Here is an 18,868-nt window from a genome sequence, read left to right as displayed (position 1 = left end):
ATATAATACTCCCTAGATAGGAGAAAACGTATGTCTAGACAAAAACGATCGATCAAGGAAAATAATGATAAATTAAAAGTTCAATTAGAACTCCTCCGTAGTTGTACGGAACACTTTGACTCAGGTATGATCCATATGGCTTTGCCAATGGCTACACAGTTTCGTGTATTAATACATCAAACAGATAAGACCTATACCATTTTTCGATACTACTTTAGGTTAATTCTAAATTATGTTTATGGCAACCCTAAAAAGTGTTAAAATTCTTGTCAGAGGGGAAAATCACGATGAAAAACTATACGGACTATTTCTTTGATGAGCCAGCGTTTGATCTCCACGATGGCGGATACGTGCCGCTTGAGGTCAGTGATGCGCCTGAGAAGCCCTTAAATGTGCCGCCGTTGTTGAAACCGGATAAAGAGACGGCGACCGACGTTTATTACACGGTGACAGCAGAGGCTGGGGAAACGCAACTGTTACCTGGGGCGAAGACCAAGACGTGGGGATATAATACCAGTCTGTTAGGTCAGACGATTGTGTATCGCCGTGGTCAGCATACGCATGTGACACTGAAAAACACCCTGCCTGAGTTGACCACTTTTCATTGGCATGGGGCTAATGTCAGTGGCCCTTATGTTGATGGCGGATGCCATGCGCCGGTTTATCCGGGTGAAAGTAAGCATATCGACTTCACATTGGAACAACCGGCGACGACTTTGTGGCTGCACGCGCATCCGTGTCCATCCACAGCCAAGCAGGTTTGGCATGGTTTGGCTGCCATGGTGATTGTCAAAGACGACCATGAAGCCAGCCTGCCATTGCCAAGGAACTATGGCGTTGACGATATTCCGGTCATTTTGCAAGACCGGCGTTTTCATGAGAACAACCAGTGGGACTACCGGGCTGATTATGATCCTGACGGTGTTGCTGGGCCAACTGCAATGATTAACGGTACAATCAATCCCTATTTTGATGTCACCACGCAAAAGGTCCGGTTGCGTTTTCTGGATGGTGCTAATCGCCGTGAATGGCGGTTGCATTTTTCCGATGACCTGCCATTTACGCAAATTGGCGGGGATGGCTCACTGTTACCGGAGCCGGTCAAATTTACCCATTTGATGCTGACTTGTGCTGAGCGTGCCGAAGTGATCGTTGATTTTGGCCAATACCATGAAGGCGACGAGGTCACCTTATATACGGATGATGTGCCATTGCTAAAGTTCCGCATTCATGCGTTCAAACCGGATCAGGCTACCTTGCCTGATAAGTTGTTCGATGTGAAGGCACCAGTGGTTGACCCGGCTTTGCCAGTTCGCCACGTTGTGATGCAGGGGATGGACGAAGGTGTTGCGATTGATGGTAAAAAGTTTGCCATGCAGCGGATTGATGCCACGCAACCAATTGGCAAAGCCCAGTACTGGGATGTTACCAATAGCAATGATGCGCCTGGAATGGTTCATCCATTCCATGTGCATGGAACCCAATTCTTAGTCTTGTCGCGGAATGGGCATGCGCCGTATCCAAATGAATATGGTTTCAAAGATACCGTTGGCGTAAATCCTGGTGAAACGGTTCGGCTGCTGGTTCGATTTGATTTGCCAGGGGTTTATATGTATCACTGCCATATCATTGAGCACGAAGATGGCGGCATGATGGCACAGATTGAAACATTCGATCCAGCCAAGCCAAAGCAAGAATATAAATTGATGGATATGGATACGTTAATGATGTCCTTGGCTAAAGAACGTGGCGTCAAACCATCTGAGATTTGGATGGGCGGTATGCAGTCTTATGAAAAAATGGGAATGAAAATGTAAACGTCCCACAATACTAATATAGAAAAAGATGATTTTAATATGAACTCTCCAACGATCAAACATCGCGGGGCTTTGCTCAGAAGTCAATAAATTGGACTATTTTTATTCAGTTACTTAGGCAACATTTGAGATACGATTTCGATTATAAAAATTGATATACCAACCAATGGCTGCTTGGACTTCAGTTAATGTTTGGTATGCCTTCAGATATACCTCTTCACGCTTCAATATTGAATAAAACGCTTCCATACGGCCATTATCGTACGGATGGCCTTTGAGTGAATATGAATGTTTCAAGCCATAATTTTGGCATTTAATATTAAACTCAGCACTCGTGTATTGTGACCCCATATCTGAATGAATAATGAGTGGCTTTCGATGCTTATCCAACGCCATCTGTAAGGCACTTGTGGCTAGTTCGGCTGTCATTGTATCGCCAATTTTATAGCCCAATACTTTTCTCTTCTCAGGATCCAAAACGGTCGCTAAATAGACCCATCTGTGATTAGTCAACTGAATATAAGTGGTATCTGTTTGCCAAACACCGCTCAAATCATGCAAGTGTCTAACCAGATTGGGTTTTTGATCAACCGTTACAACAGTTTTGGGTTTGCGATAACGTTTTGGCATGCGGGATTTAATCCCTAATTCACGCATTGAATGGCTTCAAGCCTCCTAGACCAATGTTTGGTTTACTTAATGCAGCTTATGCCAAGTTAAAAGCGCCAAACCTTAATTTCATAGGGTTTGGCGCTTTTTCTGTGATCACGTCTTGTGAATTGAGCTTAAAATAATTGGTCTAGCTCTCATAATCCCCACAACTAGCCTTTTGTTATTTGTGAGATTTTAGTCCGTGAGCGGTTTATGAGACGGCTGTTTGTGCTTTTTGCGGAGGCGTAAACGGACCACTAATTTGTGTTGGGCGACTTCTTCGTCAGACAACGTTAACTTCTCATCAATTGAGAAAGAGGTCGTTTTATAATTTTTGGCCAGGACAACCGCATAAACGGCTTGGTCAATCTGTTCACTTTGTTCTGATGTTAAGGCAAACGTATAAGGCTTGTCGCCATACAAAATCGTTTTATCAGGGGCTACGCGCGTAAAGCGACCCTTAATTGCATTGTACGTCATCACAGCTCCTTTCTTGATTTTATTAGATAAATCTCATCAAAGGGGCGTTTATTACCTTTTTGCCCCATAATAGAAATGTCGACTAAAAGCTACTCCCCCAAGCGTTGAGGAGGGGTTACCTGTCGGTTTATTTGCAATTTTACCCCCCCTATTAGTAATTTGGGGGCTTGGTTAATTTTTTGAATCGTCTTTAATTGTCAAAAATAACAGTCTAGCCATCATACTATCAGCGTCACTGTATTTTAAAGTGGGCCACCAGGCTTGCCCAGCGTACTGGCTCAAGCCTTTGAAACAGCAGAGCTGTTTCATGGCAGTTATTGTTTATAATTATACACTGTCTTGCCCTGAAAGGAAACTTGCTTCAAAAAAAGACAAACAAAAAGAGCTGGTGTTCCTACGCACTAGCCCTTTTTACTAGAGAGGTTAGTCTCCATGTACTTTTTCCTATTAACATTATAACATCATATTATTGGTATTTCAAAACATGCTATACTTAAAAAGCTGTTGTTTCCTACTATACTGCAACGGCAAGGAGGTTTAGACTCCATGATTTACTTTTTTCAAGAACTCACACAATTGTTTAACGCAATCTGTGTTGCTGTTGTGACGTTCGCAATTAAACGTTATTTTGATGATCTTAATGATCGTTAAAATAATGTGGGCACCTTAAGGGTGCCTTTTTGTTTGCTTTTATTGTATAACACCTATTAATTTCGATAGTCCACTACAATTTTTTTGTTATTATACACTTACGTTTACAGATTATTTTAATGTGGTTAAGCTGACACCAGCTTGCCCCGCGCGGGTAGCGTTCTGCATGACATGCTCTCACTGAAGGTGATCCTGCAATGATAAATTGCCCCGTCACGGCGTGACCCGCCGGAGGTTTTACGAGCCGGATAATAGGCGCTGTAAAATAGCAGTTTCCCCAGCAGGAAGGGGAAACGCTACTGTCAGCGCTTGTCGATGACGCGCCTCGCAGAGCCTGTCCAAAATAGCATTTTGGTATAACAGGCTATACCAGATTTTTAACGGTGTTATACTGGTCTTGGAAAACCTTTTTCGAGGAGGCATTTTTGATGGCGCATTTAAAGAAAAATACGCGTGGCGCAGTCCCTGGTTTAGCGGTCCACTTTGAACGTAAAACCGACCATCACACGAACACAGAAATTGATGTGTCGAAATCCTATCTGAATCAAGATCTCATGGCGGATGGTTCCGATATGCTTTCACGCTTCAGTGCGCGTTTAAATGACGTTTATTGCATGAAAAGAGACGATGTGAAGGCGTTAGCGACGTGGATAGTCACTTTACCCGAAGAACTCGCAGAAGCGCCCTACGAGCAACAGAGCGCCTTTTTTGAAGCAACCACCAATTTTCTTAGTGAACGTTATGGTCAAGAAAATGCCGTGGCCGCTGTCGTGCATTATGACGAGACAACCCCTCACTTGCACTATGCCTTTGTTCCGGTGGTTTTTGATGATAAAAAGTCACGTTATAAAGTATCCGCTAAAGAAGTACTCACACGCCCTGATTTACAAACCTTTCATGAGGATTTAGATCAACATTTAAAAAAGGTGCTGCCCTTTTATGAACAAGGGATTTTAAATAACAAAACCTTACCATTTGAGAATGTCGCTGAAATCAAAAAATACAATGATCAGTTTAACGCCTTAAAAAACGAACTAGCTGACGTTGAAGAAAATATTAGGGCTAAACAGGCCGTACTTAAAATCACGGATCAAGCCTTAACGGAAGTTGACTTAGCCGAAAAACAAATTGATACCTTTAAACAAGCCTTATCTAAAAACCTCTTTGGTAAGACGGTGCTTAAACCAGATGACTTAGATCGCTTTAAAAGCGTGTTGGGTACGATGAAGAAAGCCACCTTACAAAGCCAGCATGAGACAGAAGAACTCAAGCAAACGTTAGGCCAAGTCAAAGCGCAATTAGCAGACGTCCAAGCAGACTATCAAAACCTGAAAGAAACGCATCAAGTGCTTCAGCAGCGGCAGCGAGACCAGCAACAGCTGGATTATGCCATGCGTGACATGCTTAAAAATGATTATGGTGTCGACAAGTTATCGCATACTGATGTGGAAGCTCGGTATGTTCTTTATAAGCTGGATCATGAAGAACTCACAAAAAATAAAAAAGTAGCCCAGTCCTGGTTAAAAACACTGACGACAGCTAGAGCAGATCCAGATACGAAAATAGCGCCAACTAGATTAGATCATGGTATTGAACAAGTTAAAGCATTAATTCATCGAATCATTGAATTAACGCGTGATATTTTTAAAGGGCCAAGTCTCTAACGTTAAACCGTCTTATTTGCCTGTCTAAGCATTTTTAGACACAAAACGTATAAATAATCATTAACCAAGTTAAAATAGCTCTATCGGCTTATTAAGGGGCAATAATATTAGATAATAAGGGATATATCCATGAAAATCGTTCAAAAAGAACCCTACGTACAAAATTGACGTACGATGGGGTTCTTTTTGTTTTTTTTTTTTATGGGTTTAATAAAAAGGCGGAGCCTATTATAAGTTTATCTTTTATATTTTAATCTTTTGTTCTTTTGCGTGGTTATAAACATAGTGTTTGCAATTGATTCAAAGAAAAAACCAAGAGAAAAAACTATGCATATAGGGAGAAAAAACTATGCATATAGAGAGAAAAAACTATGCATATAGAGAATTTTAATTAATGATACTCTCTGTATTTTGGTACAATAAAAGCATAAAGAAATTCCCGACCAAAAGTTTTTCTTTATGCTTTTCCAATAACACGCCTAAAGGAGCGTATCTATATGGTTATTATACCAGAATCAAAGACAAGGCAGGTACAGACCTTGAATGAATTATCTAAACGCAAAGTTGTTGAACATAATAGCTTAATAACGTCCATTGCCAAAATGGATAAAACCCCACTTAAAATGTTTGAATTAGCCGTCTCGTTGATTGATACCGACAATCCTCCCAAAGATCAGACGGTTTATTTATCAAAGCGAGAGTTATTTGCTTTTTTTAAAGTAGATGATAGTAACAAACACAGTCGATTTAAAGAGGCCGTGGAGAAAATGCAGAAACAAGCATTTTTTCAGATTAAAATAGTACAAGATAAGGGATTTGATTTTGAAAGTATCGTTCCAATTCCTTATGTAAAGTGGTCAGATTATCATGATGAAGTGACGATTCAGTTTAGCGATAAGATCATGCCTTACTTGATTAATCTTAAAACCAATTTTACGCAACATGCCTTGTCAGATATTTCAGAATTAAATAGCAAGTATTCAATTATATTGTACCGTTGGTTATCTATGAATTATAACCAATATGAGCATTACAACTTTAAAGGTGGCCGTAGACAAGAGCAAGTTGAAAGCTACCGTAATCCAGTCATCAGTATGCGAGAATTAAGAGAAATGACTGATACGGTGAATGAGTATAAAAATATGACGGATTTTACAAAGTGGGTCTTAAAAAAATCAATATCAGAAATCAATGAACAGACAACTTTTAACGTGACTTATGACAAAGTAAAGAAAGGACGCAGTATTGAGAGCGTTTCTTTTCACATTACAAAAAAACCAGTCGCAGATGATACTAGTTATAAGTTAGATGATATCGCTTATATTGACGGTAAGATAAGGCAAGAAGAAAGTGAAAAAGACCTTGTTTATGAGGCTATGAAAAGTCCATATACAAAATTGCTGATGGAACATTTCTTATTGTCGTATATTGATTTGACGGATACGGCTATTTTGTCAGGGCTACAGAAAAATGTTTATCCACTCTATGACGAATTAAAAGAGTTACGTGGTTTAAAGGGCGTGAAAGAACACTTAGCATATATCAGAGATAAACAAGATGACTATTCGAAAAAGAATATTCCTAAGTATCTTAAAAAATCGATTGAACAGTATCTACCAATCGTTAAAAGGCAGGATATAGATCATGAGTGAAAATTTTAAAACAATTCGAGAACTTGCTGATGAATTCAAGGTATCTAAGCAAGCAGTTAGAAAAAGATTAACAGATGAATTTAGAGCAAACTACGTAGAAACTGTAGATAGAAACGGAGTAGAAACGTTGGTAGTAACAGTTACTGGTTACATGCTTTTAAAACAACATTTTTCTAGTGATAAAGATAGTGAAAAAGTAGGTAGTAACGTTGGTGGTAACACTGGTAACGTAGATACTACCAGCGATAGTAAGCAAACAACAGATGACAGCTATGTATTTAAAATCTTAGAACAACAGTTAGCTGTAAAAGATAAGCAAATAGAAAATAAAGATTCACAAATATCTCAAATGCAAAATTTGTTAGATCAACAACAACGATTAGCATTACAAGATAAGAAACTGTTAGAAGAATATAAGGCAGAAATAAAAGAATTAAAATCATTAAATATACCAAAACAAGGTAGTGAAAAAGACGATTCTATTCCAAAAGAAAATTCAGCAGAAAATAGAGTAAAAAATCCTCAAAAGAAAAAATGGTGGCACTTTGGTAGGAGAATGTAATGAAGACACAAACTTTCAATGATTTAATCGAGCAAATTAATCAAGCTGCAGGTGACGTTCAACGCGAACGGGGAACTCTTTTCGAAAAGTTAGTTTTAGCTTACTTAAAACATGAGCCCACTTATAGAGCTTTGTATCAAAATGTTTGGTTGTTATCCGATGTACCTGATAATTATGGTATTTCTAAAAAAGATACTGGTGTAGATTTAGTTGCCGAACAGAAAAATGGTGATTTAGTCGCAATTCAAGCGAAGTTCTATACCCATAAAGTTGGCAAGGATGCTATTAATTCATTTGTGGCTGAACTAGGTAAAAGCTACTATCAACATGGTTTGATTGTTTCGACAGTCGATGAATGGAACAGCAATGCTCGTGAAACGATTGAGCAAAATGAAAAAGGTATTGAAATTATTGGGTTGTCTGATTTACGCAACTCTCAAATTGACTGGTCACAATTTAATTTCGAACGACCTGAGAAAGTAACTATTAAAAAGCCAAAGCAGTTGCGTGGTTACCAACAAACGGCTAAAGAGAACGCACTTAATCATTTTAAAGAGCATGATCGCGGGCAGTTAATTATGGCGCCAGGGACTGGTAAAACCTTTACTAGTCTAAAAATTGCTGAAGCACTAGCTAAAGCGCAATCTACGCCGTTTAAAGTTCTATACTTAGTCCCAAGTATTCAATTATTGACGCAAACATTGCGTGGGTGGAACAATGATACTGAACTGACCATGACAAGTATGGCTGTGACATCAGATCGTGATGCCTCTCGTGGTACAGATGGAAATGAAGATATTAAGGCTGCTGATATTGGTTATCCAGCAACAACATCTAGTCAAGAAATACTACAAAATTGGCGTGATTTTGAAAAAGGGCAATCAACTGATATGGTCGTTATTTTCAGTACCTATCAGAGTATTGATGTGATTGGCGAGGCACAAAAAAAGGGTCTGCCGGAATTTGATTTTATCATCTCTGATGAAGCTCACCGTACAACTGGTGCTCACGAATCTACTAAAGAAGCTAGTATTTTTGCCAAAGTGCATAGCAACAGTAACGTCCAAGGTCTTAAGCGCATGTATCAAACAGCGACTCCAAAGATATTTGGTGAAAGTGCCAAGAAAAATGCACAAGAAAAAAGTATTTTATTGTCTTCTATGGACGATGAAAGTAAGTACGGGGAAGTCTTTTTCCGTATGGGATTTGGTCAAGCGGTGTCACATGATATCTTAACTGACTATAAAGTCATGGTATTAGCTGTGGATGAGGCTGCCATCCAAAAAGATATGCAACGCACATTAGCTGATCCTGAAAATGGGTTAAATATTGATGATGTTGGTCGGATTGTCGGTATCTGGAATGGTATGATGCGTCGTAATGGGTACAAGAATCCAGTAAAGAATAGCCCTTATGATGGTGCGCCTTTAGAGCGAGCAATAGCCTTTACGCGAACAATTGACGAATCTAAAAAGGTGTCGGATCAATTTGAAGAAGTTGTTAATGAATACATTGGCACTGCCGTTGATGAGCAACCAGTTCATTTATCAATGAGGCATGCTGACGGCCAAATGAACGCTCTTCAAAAGGGAGAAATTTTAGACTGGTTAGCTAATCCAAATAAACCAGCAGATGAAGCACGAATTGTTTCAAACGTGCGCTTCTTGACAGAAGGAATTGATATTCCAACGCTAGACGCGGTGATTTTCTTGTCACCTAAAAAATCGCAGGTTGATATCGTACAAGCAGTCGGACGTATTATGCGTAAGGCTGAAGGTAAAGACTATGGTTATATTATTTTGCCTATCGTTATTCCAACAGATGAGACACCCGAAACCATTTTAGATAATAACAAGAACTATGAAACTGTTTGGCAGGTAATTAATGCGTTGCGTTCTGTCGATGAGCGTTTTGAAGCCATGATTGATAAGTTGAATATGGCTAAACCGAAACAACTCAAGGTAATCGGCGTAGGGAGTGCACCTGATCAAATGAATGATCAGGAAGCAAATAGTGATAAAGCTAATCCAGTGAACGTTCAAACTGAGCTAAATCTGGAATGGGATAAGTTTGAGGGCGCTATTTTTGGTAAGATTGTGCAAAAAGTTGGTGATCGTAAATATCTGGAAAACTGGTCACAAGATGTTGCTAAAATTGCCGAGCGTCAAATTAGTTGGATTAAAAATAAGTTATCTGATAAACAAGATCCTATTAGTCTAGAATTCAAAAAATTCGTTTCATCACTGCAACATAATATCAACGAAAGCATTGATGAAAATCAAGCTGCCGAAATGCTTTCACAGCATTTGATTACCAAGCCTATTTTTGAAGCCCTTTTTGAAGATTACAGCTTTGTGAATCAAAATCCAGTTTCACAAGCGATGGAATCAATTGTGATTGAGCTTGAAAAAGCTGGATTTACTAAAGAACAAGAAAATCTAGAACCTTTATACGAATCTGTCCGAATGAGAGCTGAAGGGATTGAAAAAGCAGAAGATAAACAAAAGATCATCGTTACTTTGTATGATAAATTCTTCAAAACTGCTTTTAAAGCAACGACTGAAAGATTAGGGATTGTCTTTACCCCAATTGAAGTTGTCGATTTCATTGTTCATTCTGTTGATGATGTGCTTAAAAAGCACTTTGGAAAATCTCTAGCGAGCAAGGATGTCCATATTTTAGATCCATTTACAGGTACGGGTACGTTTATTGTTCGAACTTTGACTTACCTAAAAGAGCAAATGGATGCCGGGAAAATTACTTTAGCTGATATTGCGCGTAAATATACTCAAGAATTACATGCGAATGAAATTGTTTTGTTAAGCTATTACATTGCGGCCATTAATATTGAATCAACTTTCGATGAAATAAATGGTGATGCAGAAGGCTATTTTCCTTTTGAGGGGATTGTTTTAACAGATACTTTTGAGAGTACAGAGACTGAAGATACATTAGATGATGATTACTTTGGCATTAACGACGCACGTTTGAAACGACAACAAGAAGTTCCAATTACTGCAATTATTGGAAATCCTCCCTATTCTGTTGGACAATCAGATGCTAATGATGATAATCAAAACATTGATTACCCAAATTTAAATAAAAAGATCGAGCGTACTTATGCTCGGAATTCGAAAGCTAAGTTAAACAAGGGACTATATGACTCTTATATTCAAGCTATTCGTTGGGCTAGTGATCGCTTAGATAGGATGGGAGTGATTGGATTCGTTTCTAATGGATCATTCATTGATTCCCAAACAACTGATGGTCTGAGAAAATCATTATTTGCAGAATTCAATCATCTTTATATCTTTAATTTACGTGGAGACCAACGCACTCAAGGAGAAACTTCACGTAAAGAGGGCGGGAAAATTTTTGGTTCCGGAAGTAGAACGCCTATTGCCATTTCCATTTTGGTAAAAGATGGTAGTGATAATCATGAGGTTCATTATCACGACATAGGAGATTATCTCACCCGTGATGATAAATTGGATATTTTACGTGATAAGGAGTCAATCTTAAATATCGATTGGCAAAACATTGTACCTGATAAGAATAATGATTGGATTAATCAACGGGATAATGATTATGAAGGTTATCCAGCTATGGCAGGGGACATTTTTGAAGATTGGGCTGTAGGTATTAGCACAAATCGCGATGCGTGGGTGGTTAATTTTGATTCAAAACAATTAAAAAATAACGTGAATCGGTTGATTAATAAATATAATGTAGAAAGATATAAACTATCTAATGGTATTGATGAACAAACTATAGATAAGGATCCAACACAAATTAAGTGGTCTAGAGGTCTTTTGAATCGTGCTAAGAGACATGTTGAAATTCTGTTTGATGAATCCAAAATTGAAATAATTCAGTACCGACCGTTTACAAAAAAATTCGTTTATTATGATCGAGATGTGGTTGAAATGCCTGGACGTTATCGTGGTTTGCAACAGGATAATGAAATTATTTTTATAACTGGTCGAGGTGCCAAAAGAGAGTTTTCTGCACAAATGGTTAATCTTATTCCTAGTCTCGATTTGATGGAAAAAGGACAAGGATTTTATAAAAAACACTTAGCTAATAGTGGATTTTTGGAATCAAATAGTAACCTAACTGGGAAAAATTTCGAATTGTTGGCTGATAACGAATTTTACTATGTATACGGTGTTTTACATTCAAAAGAATATCGGAAAACATATGCTAGTGATTTACAAAAATCGTTACCTCGTATTCCTCTACTAAAAAACAAAGAAAAATATGCTGAAATAGGTCGTAAACTTGCTGATTTACATTTGAATTATGAAGATCAGCCTATCTGGGAAGGTGTTGAAGTTGAAATTTCTAAACCAAATTATCGTGTTAAGAAGATGAAACATCCTAAAAAGGGTGTATTAGATACTATTGTTTACAACGAAAGTATTACTATCAAGAATATTCCAGAAAAGGCATATGATTACGTTGTAAATGGTCGTCCTGCTATTGAATGGATTATTGATCAATATCAAGTGAAGACAGATAAAAAATCAGGAATAACGGATGATCCTAACGAATTTAGTGATAATCCTAAATATATTTTGAACCTCTTATTATCCGTTATTACAGTAAGTATGCGAACCCTTGAATTAATTGAGGAATTACCAGAATTTGAAATTCAAGAATAATACAGGGTCTATAATTATAGGATGACTCCTAAATCTAAAAAGACAAGGCCCATTAATTTATTAACTAATAATATTGAATTTCAATTTCATAGGAAAATTGGTAAACTATTCAACAAAATAGTTGAAAAGGTGGGAAGAAAATGTTTGAACAAGCAGTTAACTACAAAAATGGACTATATGAAGAACTGTCTAAAATTGGTAAGGGGCTAAGCAGTGATCGACGATTAGAAATTCTTGATCTTTTAACTCAAGCACCCAAATCAGTTGAAACTATTGCCAACGGGGTCGGAATAAGTGTAGCTAACGCCTCACGCCATCTACAAATATTGAAGGACAGTCATCTGGTTAAAACAAAACGAAAAGGCAATCATATTATTTATAGCCTTAGTTCTCCCAGAATTAGTGATCTTGTGCACCTATTAACCGACATTGGCAACAGTGAACTTTCAGATATGAAAACAATTCAGGATAAATCAGACGCTCAAGATAACGTTAAAACCATTTCGTTAAAGCAAGCTCAAGAAGAATACAAAAATTGCTTTGTCCTTGATGTACGACCTTCTGATGAATATGCAGCAGGCCACATACAATCGGCAATTAATGTCCCATTGGAAACATTAAAAGAATCAATGCCCAAATTACCTAAAGATCAAAAGATTATTGTTTATTGCCGTGGAAGACTATGTGCTAATTCCAACATTGCCACACAGATCTTAAATAAAAATGGTTTTGACGCAGTTAGTTTAAATTCAAGTCACTATGATTGGAATAAAATAACAGAATAAACAGTTTAAGCACGATTTAGTCATTTATTGATTAAATCGTGCTTTTATATTGACTTACAAAAAGTATATGATATTATTAAACTATTCAAGTAAACAATTGAATGATTGAAAGGCAGTGACATAACTTGTCTACTATTGATAAAACGCTAACCTTAATTAATTTTGAGAATAATTGGTGCGCCCAGTGTTATACGCAGCGACCAATAATAAATAAGATTAGCCATGACTTTAATTCATATTTAAACGTTCGGGTAGTGAATTCAGATGCTCACCCAGAACTAGCAAAAAAATACAATGTTTATTCCGTACCCAGTACTATTTTGCTGCGTGATGGAAGAATCGTTGAAAAAATTACCCGTTTTATTGATCAATCACAATTAACAACTTTAATTAAATATTACCTATAAAGGAGCGACTCTTATGGTTAAGAACTTAACTGACAAAGACTTTGTGAAAGAAACTAGTACCGGTGTTACATTAACTGATTTTTGGGCTACTTGGTGTCCTCCATGTCGAATGCAAGGACCGATTATTGAACAACTTGATAAAGAAATTGGCGATAAAGTCAAAATCACTAAAATGGACGTAGATGCAAATCAAGAAACACCAATGGAATTTGGAATTATGTCTATTCCAACCTTAATTATCAAAAAAGATGGCCAAGTAGTTGATAAGCTGGTTGGCCTCCAAAGTAAGGACCAACTTAAAACCGTTCTTGCTCAATATACTAATTAGGTTAAGAGGGGAGAAGCTGAATGGAACAACTATCAGTAATGAATAAAAAAGAATTTGATAAAAAACTGAAGAATGGAAAATATATTTTAGTTTTTATGGCTTCTTGGTGCCCTGATTGTAGCTTTATCAAGCCTCATCTACCAGAAATTGAACAAGAATTCAAAGATTACACTTTCATCAGTGTCGATCGTGATGAGAATACCGAATTGGCTCAAGAACTAAATATCTTTGGTATTCCAAGCTTCGTTATTTTTAGAGATGGGCAAGAAATCGGAAGACTTGTCAATAAAGATCGGAAGACTAAAGAAGAAGTCGAAAATTTCATTACCAACACTATTAAATAATGAAGAAGTTTTTTACTATTCTTGGCGGTATGGGGACGTTAGCAACTGAAAGTTATGTCCGACTCCTTAATAAGAAAACTGAAACCCATAAAGACCAAGACTATTTAGATTATATAGTGGGTAACCATTATTGATGCACAAGAAGTCATTGTTAATCGTTCATTGGATAAGGGATTAGCGTTACGTGACGACTAATAAGTAGATTGGAGTGAAATTTAATGAGGAAATATGATGTAGTAGTGATTGGGGCCGGTCCTGGTGGAATGACCGCTGCCTTATATGCAGCACGAGCTAATTTAAATGTAGCAATGCTTGATCGCGGTATTTATGGTGGACAAATGAACAACACCGATGACATTGAAAACTACCCTGGTTTTACAACAATTAAGGGTCCTGAACTTGGTGAGAAAATGTATCAAGGAACCGTTAAGGCCGGAGTAAATTTTGTATATGGTGATGTCCAAAACGTTACCGTTGATGATCAACAAATGAAGCATATTCAAACCGATAGTGACGAGTTAGTAGCAAGCGCAGTAATTATTGCAACAGGATCTAATAATCGAAAATTAGGTGTACCAGGTGAAGAAAAGTTCTCCGGAAAAGGGGTTTCTTACTGTGCAGTATGTGATGGTTCTTTCTTTAAAGGAAAGAACGTGACTGTAGTTGGCGGTGGTGATTCAGCAATTTCTGAAGGATTGTACTTAGCTAATGTCACTGATGGAGTTAATGTCATTCATCGTCGCGATCAGTTACGGGCACAAAAGGTATTACAAAATCGTGCTTTTGATAACGATAAGATAGATTTCACTTGGAATACTAGTGTGACAGAGATTTTAGGTGATGAAAATCATGTTACTGGAGTAAAAATTCATAACAATCAGGTCGGTGATGATACAACCCTAGACACTGATGGAGTTTTCGTTTATGTCGGTAACTTTCCAAATAGCCAAATTTTCAATAATTTAAATATTACCGATCAAGCTGGTTGGATTATAACTAACGATCAAATGGAAACAACAATTCCTGGAATCTATGCAATTGGTGATGTCCGGCAAAAGCAACTGCGGCAAATTACAACTGCGGTTGGCGATGGTGGTATTGCTGGGCAAAACGCCTTTGAATATTTCGAAGCCATAAAGCATCGGCAAACGGTTAAAGATTAAAGAGAGGAAAATTACTTTATGGAAATCAAATATTGGTCAGACATTGCTTGCCCCTTTTGTTATATCGGTTCTAACCGAATGAAACGAGCAATGAAGGAAATTGGTATTTATGACACAACTGAATTAGAGTTCAAATCATTCGAGCTTAACCCTGCAACACCAAAGGAAACCGATGAAGGATACATTAATCACTTCACTCAGGGAAATAAGGCAATGGAGCCACAGGCCAAAAAGCAAATGGCTTACATCGAACAAATGGCGCATAACGATGGTCTACCAATGGATCTTGACAGTGTAGTACCTACAAATAGTATGGATGCGCACCGGATTATTAAATTCGCAGAAACTAAAAATGATCCTGATTTGACTGAACGAGTAATTAGACGCTTCTACCAAGTTTACTTTAGTGATGGTCAATCGATTTCTGACCATGATGTGCTATTAAATGCGGCAATGGAAGCTGGGCTTGCTAAAGACGAAGTAGAAAAAGTGCTTAATTCTAACCAATATCATCAAGCTGTGGTCAATGACGAGGCAGAGGCTCAACAATCCGGTATTCATGCTGCACCTTTTTTTGTAATCAATAATAAGTATGCAATTAGTGGTGCCCAACCATATGAAGTCTTTGTTAAAGCCTTAAAGCGAGTTCAAGAAGAAGAAAATTAGGAGGAATTTACGATGGCCGAAGATAAGCCACAATTTAATACAATATTTGGCGATAATAATGATGCTGCTGTATGTGGGCCAGACGGTTGTACTATCGCTGAACATCAAAAGCAAACTGAGGATAAGAAGAAGAAAACAAAATAAATGGAGGGAAGCTATAAATGAAGTTTGACTACGTTGTTATTGGCAGTGGGCCATCAGTTTATCGTTTCCTATTGGGAATGCAGAATAGCGGAAAGAAAATCGCGGTTGTTGAAAAGAATCGGTTTGGCGGAATTTGCCCTAACGAAGGCTGCGAACCCAAGATTTTCTTAGAAGGAGCAGCACGAGCAACCTTAACTTCAATGCGTTTGCAAGGTAAGGGAATTACTCAACCAGCTAAGCTTGACTGGAAAGAACTTATTCAGCAAAAGAATAAGGCTATGGCGTCATTCCTAAATAATATGCAAAGTATGTATGAAGGCCTGGGTGCGACTACCATCAAGGGTGAAGCATCATTTGTTGATCAACATACCATTGAAGTTAATAATAAAAAAATCACTGCTGATAATTTTGTAATCGCAACCGGAAAAAAGCCGCATCCTCTTAACATTCCTGGCCACGAGTACCTACTTACTAGTACTAACCTTTTTGAACTCGAAGATACTCCAAAGAACGTCGCAATTATCGGAAGTGGTTACGTTGGTATGGAATTTGCTACATTGTTGTCTGCTGCCGGGGTTAAAGTAACCGTTATTGTCCGATCCGGCCAACCGCTAGAGGGATTTTACAGCCAACACGTTCATCAGTTAGTTGATGAAATGAAAAACTCACTTGGTATTAATTTTATATTTAACACAAATGTTACAGCTGTTACCGAAGCACAAACTGGCTATGAGGTTCAATCAGCTAACGGCAACCTTGGCACTTTTGATAAAGTTATTAATGCCAGTGGTAGAGTTCCTGAAATTAATGCATTGAAACTTGATAATGCTGGTGTAGAGTACAGCAACCGCGGAATTAAAGTTGATAAATATTTGACCACATCAGCAAATAACATTTACGCAATGGGCGATATTGTTGATAAAACCGCACCAGCATTAACCTCTACGGCACAGTTTGAAGCAGACTACTTAAGTGCCTTACTTACTAATAAAACAACTGAACCTCTTAGGTACCCAGTAATTGGAACCGTTACGTTCACATTCCCCCAACTCGCTCAAGCTGGAATTAGTATTGATAAAGCAAAGGAAGACAGTAATTATTCAATTAAAGATATTGATATTACTCAAGGTGACTTTTTTTATGCTGGAACAGATGATCACGCACGATTATCATTAGTCTTTGACAAGCAAAATCATCTCGTGGGCGCTGCTGAAATTAGCCAAACAGCAGTAGATGATATCAATGCACTAATTCCTGTTATGGCAATTAATGTTGATCCAGAGGTTTGGAAAGAAAAGATGATAATGGCTTTCCCTGGTTTAGCATATAAAATTAGAACATTAATTTAACAATAAGAGGGTCTATTTTTAGATAATGACCCCTATGAAAGACTATTAAAACAGCCCCCATTATCTACTAGTTAGATAATGGGGGCTGTTTTTTTGTTAAGTGATATAATAAACCATAAAAGAAGTTTAGAAATACGGTCCTGGTCATCCATAAATAAACAATTAAATTATTTATTTATTTAATTATTTAATTTCAGAAAGGTATATATGAATCATGGCGCAACAAATTGTCCTACCCATCAAAGACTCCAACGTTTTAAAGATGGTACAAGATACACTTCTCGATAGTTTCTGCTCTTATACTAAAAAAATGGACTATTTTTATCAATCAATTGATTATATGAGACTAGAGATAGAATAACAAAATGTCCTTCAGAAATATTTCTGAAGGACATTTTGTTTTAATAATTTACTGCTTTACAATTGGTACCCAAAGCTCCATTTCATAATTGGGATCAAGAATGTCATTTTCGGTATATACTTCAAAATCTGGTAAGCCTGAATGTTTGTAGCCATTTTCTGGGAAAAATTCTTCAAGTAGAAATTTCCATGCCTGATGAATGGAATCAGGGACTGATCCTTTAACAGGAACTACTGCATATTCAGTCTCTTTAACTTCTAAGATATCAAGTCCTAAATTTCTAGCTTTAGCATCATCTAAGACGTCATATCCCGCCATGTAATTAATCTTATCATTTTCCTCATTCTCATAACAGACACCTAATGACTGACCATTTCCAAAACTCCCTAATTGATCAAAACTATAATTATTATATAATTGATCCCATGTGCTTGGACATTGATTAGATTCAATGTTTTCTTTTAATATACCAGCTACTTTGAATGATGGCTTTGTTTCGATTTTAATATTCATTTGACTTCCTCCTATTACTTTTAAAGCTAACTTCATTTTAGGAAATAACTTATAGTTTTTCCCTTTTCGAACTTCTGAGGGTGAATTCCCATGAAACTTTTTAAAAGCAAAACTAAAAGCATCAGCCGAATCATAATTATATTTCAAAGCAATATCAATAATTTTTTGATCGGTATTCAACAAATCATCTACAGCTAGTGTGAGTTTTCTATTTCTCAAGTATTCTGCCAATGTAATTTCTGATAAAATCGAAAAAATTCTACTAAATAGTGGATATGAATAACCTGATATGTTTTGAAATTTTTTAAAATCAACTTCCGATATAAGTGTATTTTCTAAATAGTCAATGGTTTTGTTAAATTGATGCATCATTTTTATCACCTCTCACATAGAAGTTTATCAGGTAAAGAGATTCAAAACTCAATAATTTTAGTACAAATAATAACTCTAAGATTTAAGGATAGCATCAGACTTATCAAAATAATAAGTGGCAAATAAAAATAGTCCAATTTATTGACTTCTGAGCAAATTTTTTTGATTCGATTTTTTGGGTCTATTTTTATATCGCCCCTAACAAAACCTATTAAAATAGCCCCCATTATCTAATAGTTAGATAACGGGGGTTGTTTTTTTATAAAATGATATAATACTCCCTAGATAGGAGAAA

17 protein-coding genes and 2 pseudogenes are annotated in these 18,868 nt (G+C 37.2%); 16 read left to right on the top strand and 3 right to left on the bottom strand.

The features are described 5' to 3' along the window. Positions 1 to 30 precede the first annotated feature (30 nt). Positions 31 to 261, top strand: a complete 231-nt coding sequence (locus K5Q14_RS09130) for a hypothetical protein (protein WP_004906481.1) — start codon at positions 31 to 33, stop codon at positions 259 to 261. A gap of 26 nt (positions 262 to 287) precedes the next feature. Then, entirely contained in the window at positions 288 to 1,817 is a 1,530-nt protein-coding gene (locus tag K5Q14_RS09125; RefSeq protein WP_220735432.1) for a multicopper oxidase family protein, read from the top strand. A gap of 114 nt (positions 1,818 to 1,931) precedes the next feature. Here K5Q14_RS09125 and K5Q14_RS09120 read toward each other — a convergent pair whose 3' ends face one another. Both K5Q14_RS09120 and K5Q14_RS09115 read right to left on the bottom strand, forming a co-directional pair. Continuing rightward, entirely contained in the window at positions 1,932 to 2,474 is a 543-nt protein-coding gene (locus tag K5Q14_RS09120) for an IS3 family transposase (protein WP_083203389.1), read from the bottom strand. A gap of 189 nt (positions 2,475 to 2,663) precedes the next feature. Beyond that, positions 2,664 to 2,948: a hypothetical protein gene (locus tag K5Q14_RS09115; protein ID WP_220735431.1), complete on the bottom strand. Its 285-nt coding sequence runs from the start codon at positions 2,946 to 2,948 to the stop codon at positions 2,664 to 2,666. Positions 2,949 to 4,027: 1,079 nt separating this feature from the next. On the opposite strand from K5Q14_RS09115, the gene mobV reads away from it, so the two are divergent. The 14 genes and pseudogenes from mobV to K5Q14_RS09845 form a co-directional block, all read left to right on the top strand. After that, positions 4,028 to 5,263: a MobV family relaxase gene (gene mobV / locus K5Q14_RS09110; protein WP_014335300.1), complete on the top strand. Its 1,236-nt coding sequence runs from the start codon at positions 4,028 to 4,030 to the stop codon at positions 5,261 to 5,263. 497 nt (positions 5,264 to 5,760) lie between these two features. After that, complete coding sequence (locus tag K5Q14_RS09105) at positions 5,761 to 6,915, top strand: RepB family plasmid replication initiator protein (protein WP_071952480.1); 1,155 nt, start codon at positions 5,761 to 5,763, stop codon at positions 6,913 to 6,915. Continuing rightward, the gene (locus tag K5Q14_RS09100; protein ID WP_071952478.1) at positions 6,908 to 7,477 is read left to right on the top strand and encodes a DNA-binding protein; all 570 of its coding nucleotides are present in this window, start codon (positions 6,908 to 6,910) and stop codon (positions 7,475 to 7,477) included. Before K5Q14_RS09105 ends, K5Q14_RS09100 begins: the two co-directional genes overlap by 8 nt. Further along, complete coding sequence (locus K5Q14_RS09095; RefSeq protein WP_220735430.1) at positions 7,477 to 12,141, top strand: DEAD/DEAH box helicase; 4,665 nt, start codon at positions 7,477 to 7,479, stop codon at positions 12,139 to 12,141. The genes K5Q14_RS09100 and K5Q14_RS09095 overlap by 1 nt, the downstream gene beginning before the upstream one ends. Positions 12,142 to 12,281: 140 nt before the next feature. Continuing rightward, the gene (locus tag K5Q14_RS09090; RefSeq protein WP_071952486.1) at positions 12,282 to 12,926 is read left to right on the top strand and encodes an ArsR/SmtB family transcription factor; all 645 of its coding nucleotides are present in this window, start codon (positions 12,282 to 12,284) and stop codon (positions 12,924 to 12,926) included. 125 nt (positions 12,927 to 13,051) lie between these two features. Beyond that, positions 13,052 to 13,333 carry a thioredoxin family protein gene (locus K5Q14_RS09085; RefSeq protein ID WP_014335295.1) on the top strand — a complete coding sequence of 94 codons (282 nt, stop codon included), beginning with the start codon at positions 13,052 to 13,054 and terminating at the stop codon, positions 13,331 to 13,333. Positions 13,334 to 13,346: 13 nt separating this feature from the next. Then, positions 13,347 to 13,661 carry a thioredoxin gene (gene trxA / locus K5Q14_RS09080; protein WP_006844824.1) on the top strand — a complete coding sequence of 105 codons (315 nt, stop codon included), beginning with the start codon at positions 13,347 to 13,349 and terminating at the stop codon, positions 13,659 to 13,661. 20 nt (positions 13,662 to 13,681) lie between these two features. Continuing rightward, on the top strand, positions 13,682 to 14,005 hold the full coding sequence (locus tag K5Q14_RS09075; RefSeq protein ID WP_014335294.1) for a thioredoxin family protein: 324 nt from the start codon (positions 13,682 to 13,684) through the stop codon (positions 14,003 to 14,005). Continuing rightward, positions 14,005 to 14,133, top strand: a pseudogene (locus K5Q14_RS09850) (aspartate racemase); the annotation flags it as partial. The gene K5Q14_RS09075 and the pseudogene K5Q14_RS09850, both read left to right, overlap by 1 nt. 90 nt (positions 14,134 to 14,223) lie before the next feature. Beyond that, positions 14,224 to 15,168: a thioredoxin-disulfide reductase gene (gene trxB / locus K5Q14_RS09070; RefSeq protein ID WP_006844822.1), complete on the top strand. Its 945-nt coding sequence runs from the start codon at positions 14,224 to 14,226 to the stop codon at positions 15,166 to 15,168. Between the two features lie 18 nt (positions 15,169 to 15,186). Further along, positions 15,187 to 15,834: a DsbA family oxidoreductase gene (locus K5Q14_RS09065; RefSeq protein WP_014335309.1), complete on the top strand. Its 648-nt coding sequence runs from the start codon at positions 15,187 to 15,189 to the stop codon at positions 15,832 to 15,834. A 12-nt stretch (positions 15,835 to 15,846) separates the two neighbouring features. Further along, positions 15,847 to 15,978: a hypothetical protein gene (locus tag K5Q14_RS09895; RefSeq protein WP_014335308.1), complete on the top strand. Its 132-nt coding sequence runs from the start codon at positions 15,847 to 15,849 to the stop codon at positions 15,976 to 15,978. Between the two features lie 17 nt (positions 15,979 to 15,995). Further along, positions 15,996 to 17,327 (top strand): dihydrolipoyl dehydrogenase family protein, encoded by a 1,332-nt coding sequence (locus K5Q14_RS09060; RefSeq protein WP_014335307.1) that lies wholly within the window; start codon positions 15,996 to 15,998, stop codon positions 17,325 to 17,327. Between the two features lie 214 nt (positions 17,328 to 17,541). After that, positions 17,542 to 17,619: pseudogene (locus tag K5Q14_RS09845) on the top strand (site-specific integrase); the annotation flags it as partial. Positions 17,620 to 17,736: 117 nt separating this feature from the next. On the opposite strand, the gene K5Q14_RS09050 reads toward K5Q14_RS09845, so the two are convergent. Next, positions 17,737 to 18,573, bottom strand: coding sequence for an AraC family transcriptional regulator (locus tag K5Q14_RS09050; RefSeq protein ID WP_046124036.1), 837 nt, complete (start codon positions 18,571 to 18,573; stop codon positions 17,737 to 17,739). Between the last annotated feature and the right edge of the window lie 295 nt (positions 18,574 to 18,868).

It is taken from the genome of Leuconostoc inhae (assembly GCF_019656015.1).
GTDB classification, from domain to species: Bacteria; Bacillota; Bacilli; order Lactobacillales; family Lactobacillaceae; genus Leuconostoc; species Leuconostoc inhae_A.
This window is presented reverse-complemented; position numbering and strand designations above follow the sequence as displayed.

Coding starts and splice junctions, on each gene's coding strand:
- K5Q14_RS09120 (WP_083203389.1), bottom strand. CDS start 2,474: ATGCGTGAATTAGGGATTAAATCCCGCATGCCAAAACGTTATCGCAAA.
- K5Q14_RS09105 (WP_071952480.1), top strand. CDS start 5,761: ATGGTTATTATACCAGAATCAAAGACAAGGCAGGTACAGACCTTGAAT.
- K5Q14_RS09060 (WP_014335307.1), top strand. CDS start 15,996: ATGAAGTTTGACTACGTTGTTATTGGCAGTGGGCCATCAGTTTATCGT.
- mobV (WP_014335300.1), top strand. CDS start 4,028: ATGGCGCATTTAAAGAAAAATACGCGTGGCGCAGTCCCTGGTTTAGCG.
- K5Q14_RS09115 (WP_220735431.1), bottom strand. CDS start 2,948: ATGACGTACAATGCAATTAAGGGTCGCTTTACGCGCGTAGCCCCTGAT.
- K5Q14_RS09050 (WP_046124036.1), bottom strand. CDS start 18,573: ATGATGCATCAATTTAACAAAACCATTGACTATTTAGAAAATACACTT.
- K5Q14_RS09075 (WP_014335294.1), top strand. CDS start 13,682: ATGGAACAACTATCAGTAATGAATAAAAAAGAATTTGATAAAAAACTG.
- K5Q14_RS09895 (WP_014335308.1), top strand. CDS start 15,847: ATGGCCGAAGATAAGCCACAATTTAATACAATATTTGGCGATAATAAT.
- trxA (WP_006844824.1), top strand. CDS start 13,347: ATGGTTAAGAACTTAACTGACAAAGACTTTGTGAAAGAAACTAGTACC.
- trxB (WP_006844822.1), top strand. CDS start 14,224: ATGAGGAAATATGATGTAGTAGTGATTGGGGCCGGTCCTGGTGGAATG.
- K5Q14_RS09065 (WP_014335309.1), top strand. CDS start 15,187: ATGGAAATCAAATATTGGTCAGACATTGCTTGCCCCTTTTGTTATATC.
- K5Q14_RS09100 (WP_071952478.1), top strand. CDS start 6,908: ATGAGTGAAAATTTTAAAACAATTCGAGAACTTGCTGATGAATTCAAG.
- K5Q14_RS09095 (WP_220735430.1), top strand. CDS start 7,477: ATGAAGACACAAACTTTCAATGATTTAATCGAGCAAATTAATCAAGCT.
- K5Q14_RS09090 (WP_071952486.1), top strand. CDS start 12,282: ATGTTTGAACAAGCAGTTAACTACAAAAATGGACTATATGAAGAACTG.
- K5Q14_RS09130 (WP_004906481.1), top strand. CDS start 31: ATGTCTAGACAAAAACGATCGATCAAGGAAAATAATGATAAATTAAAA.
- K5Q14_RS09125 (WP_220735432.1), top strand. CDS start 288: ATGAAAAACTATACGGACTATTTCTTTGATGAGCCAGCGTTTGATCTC.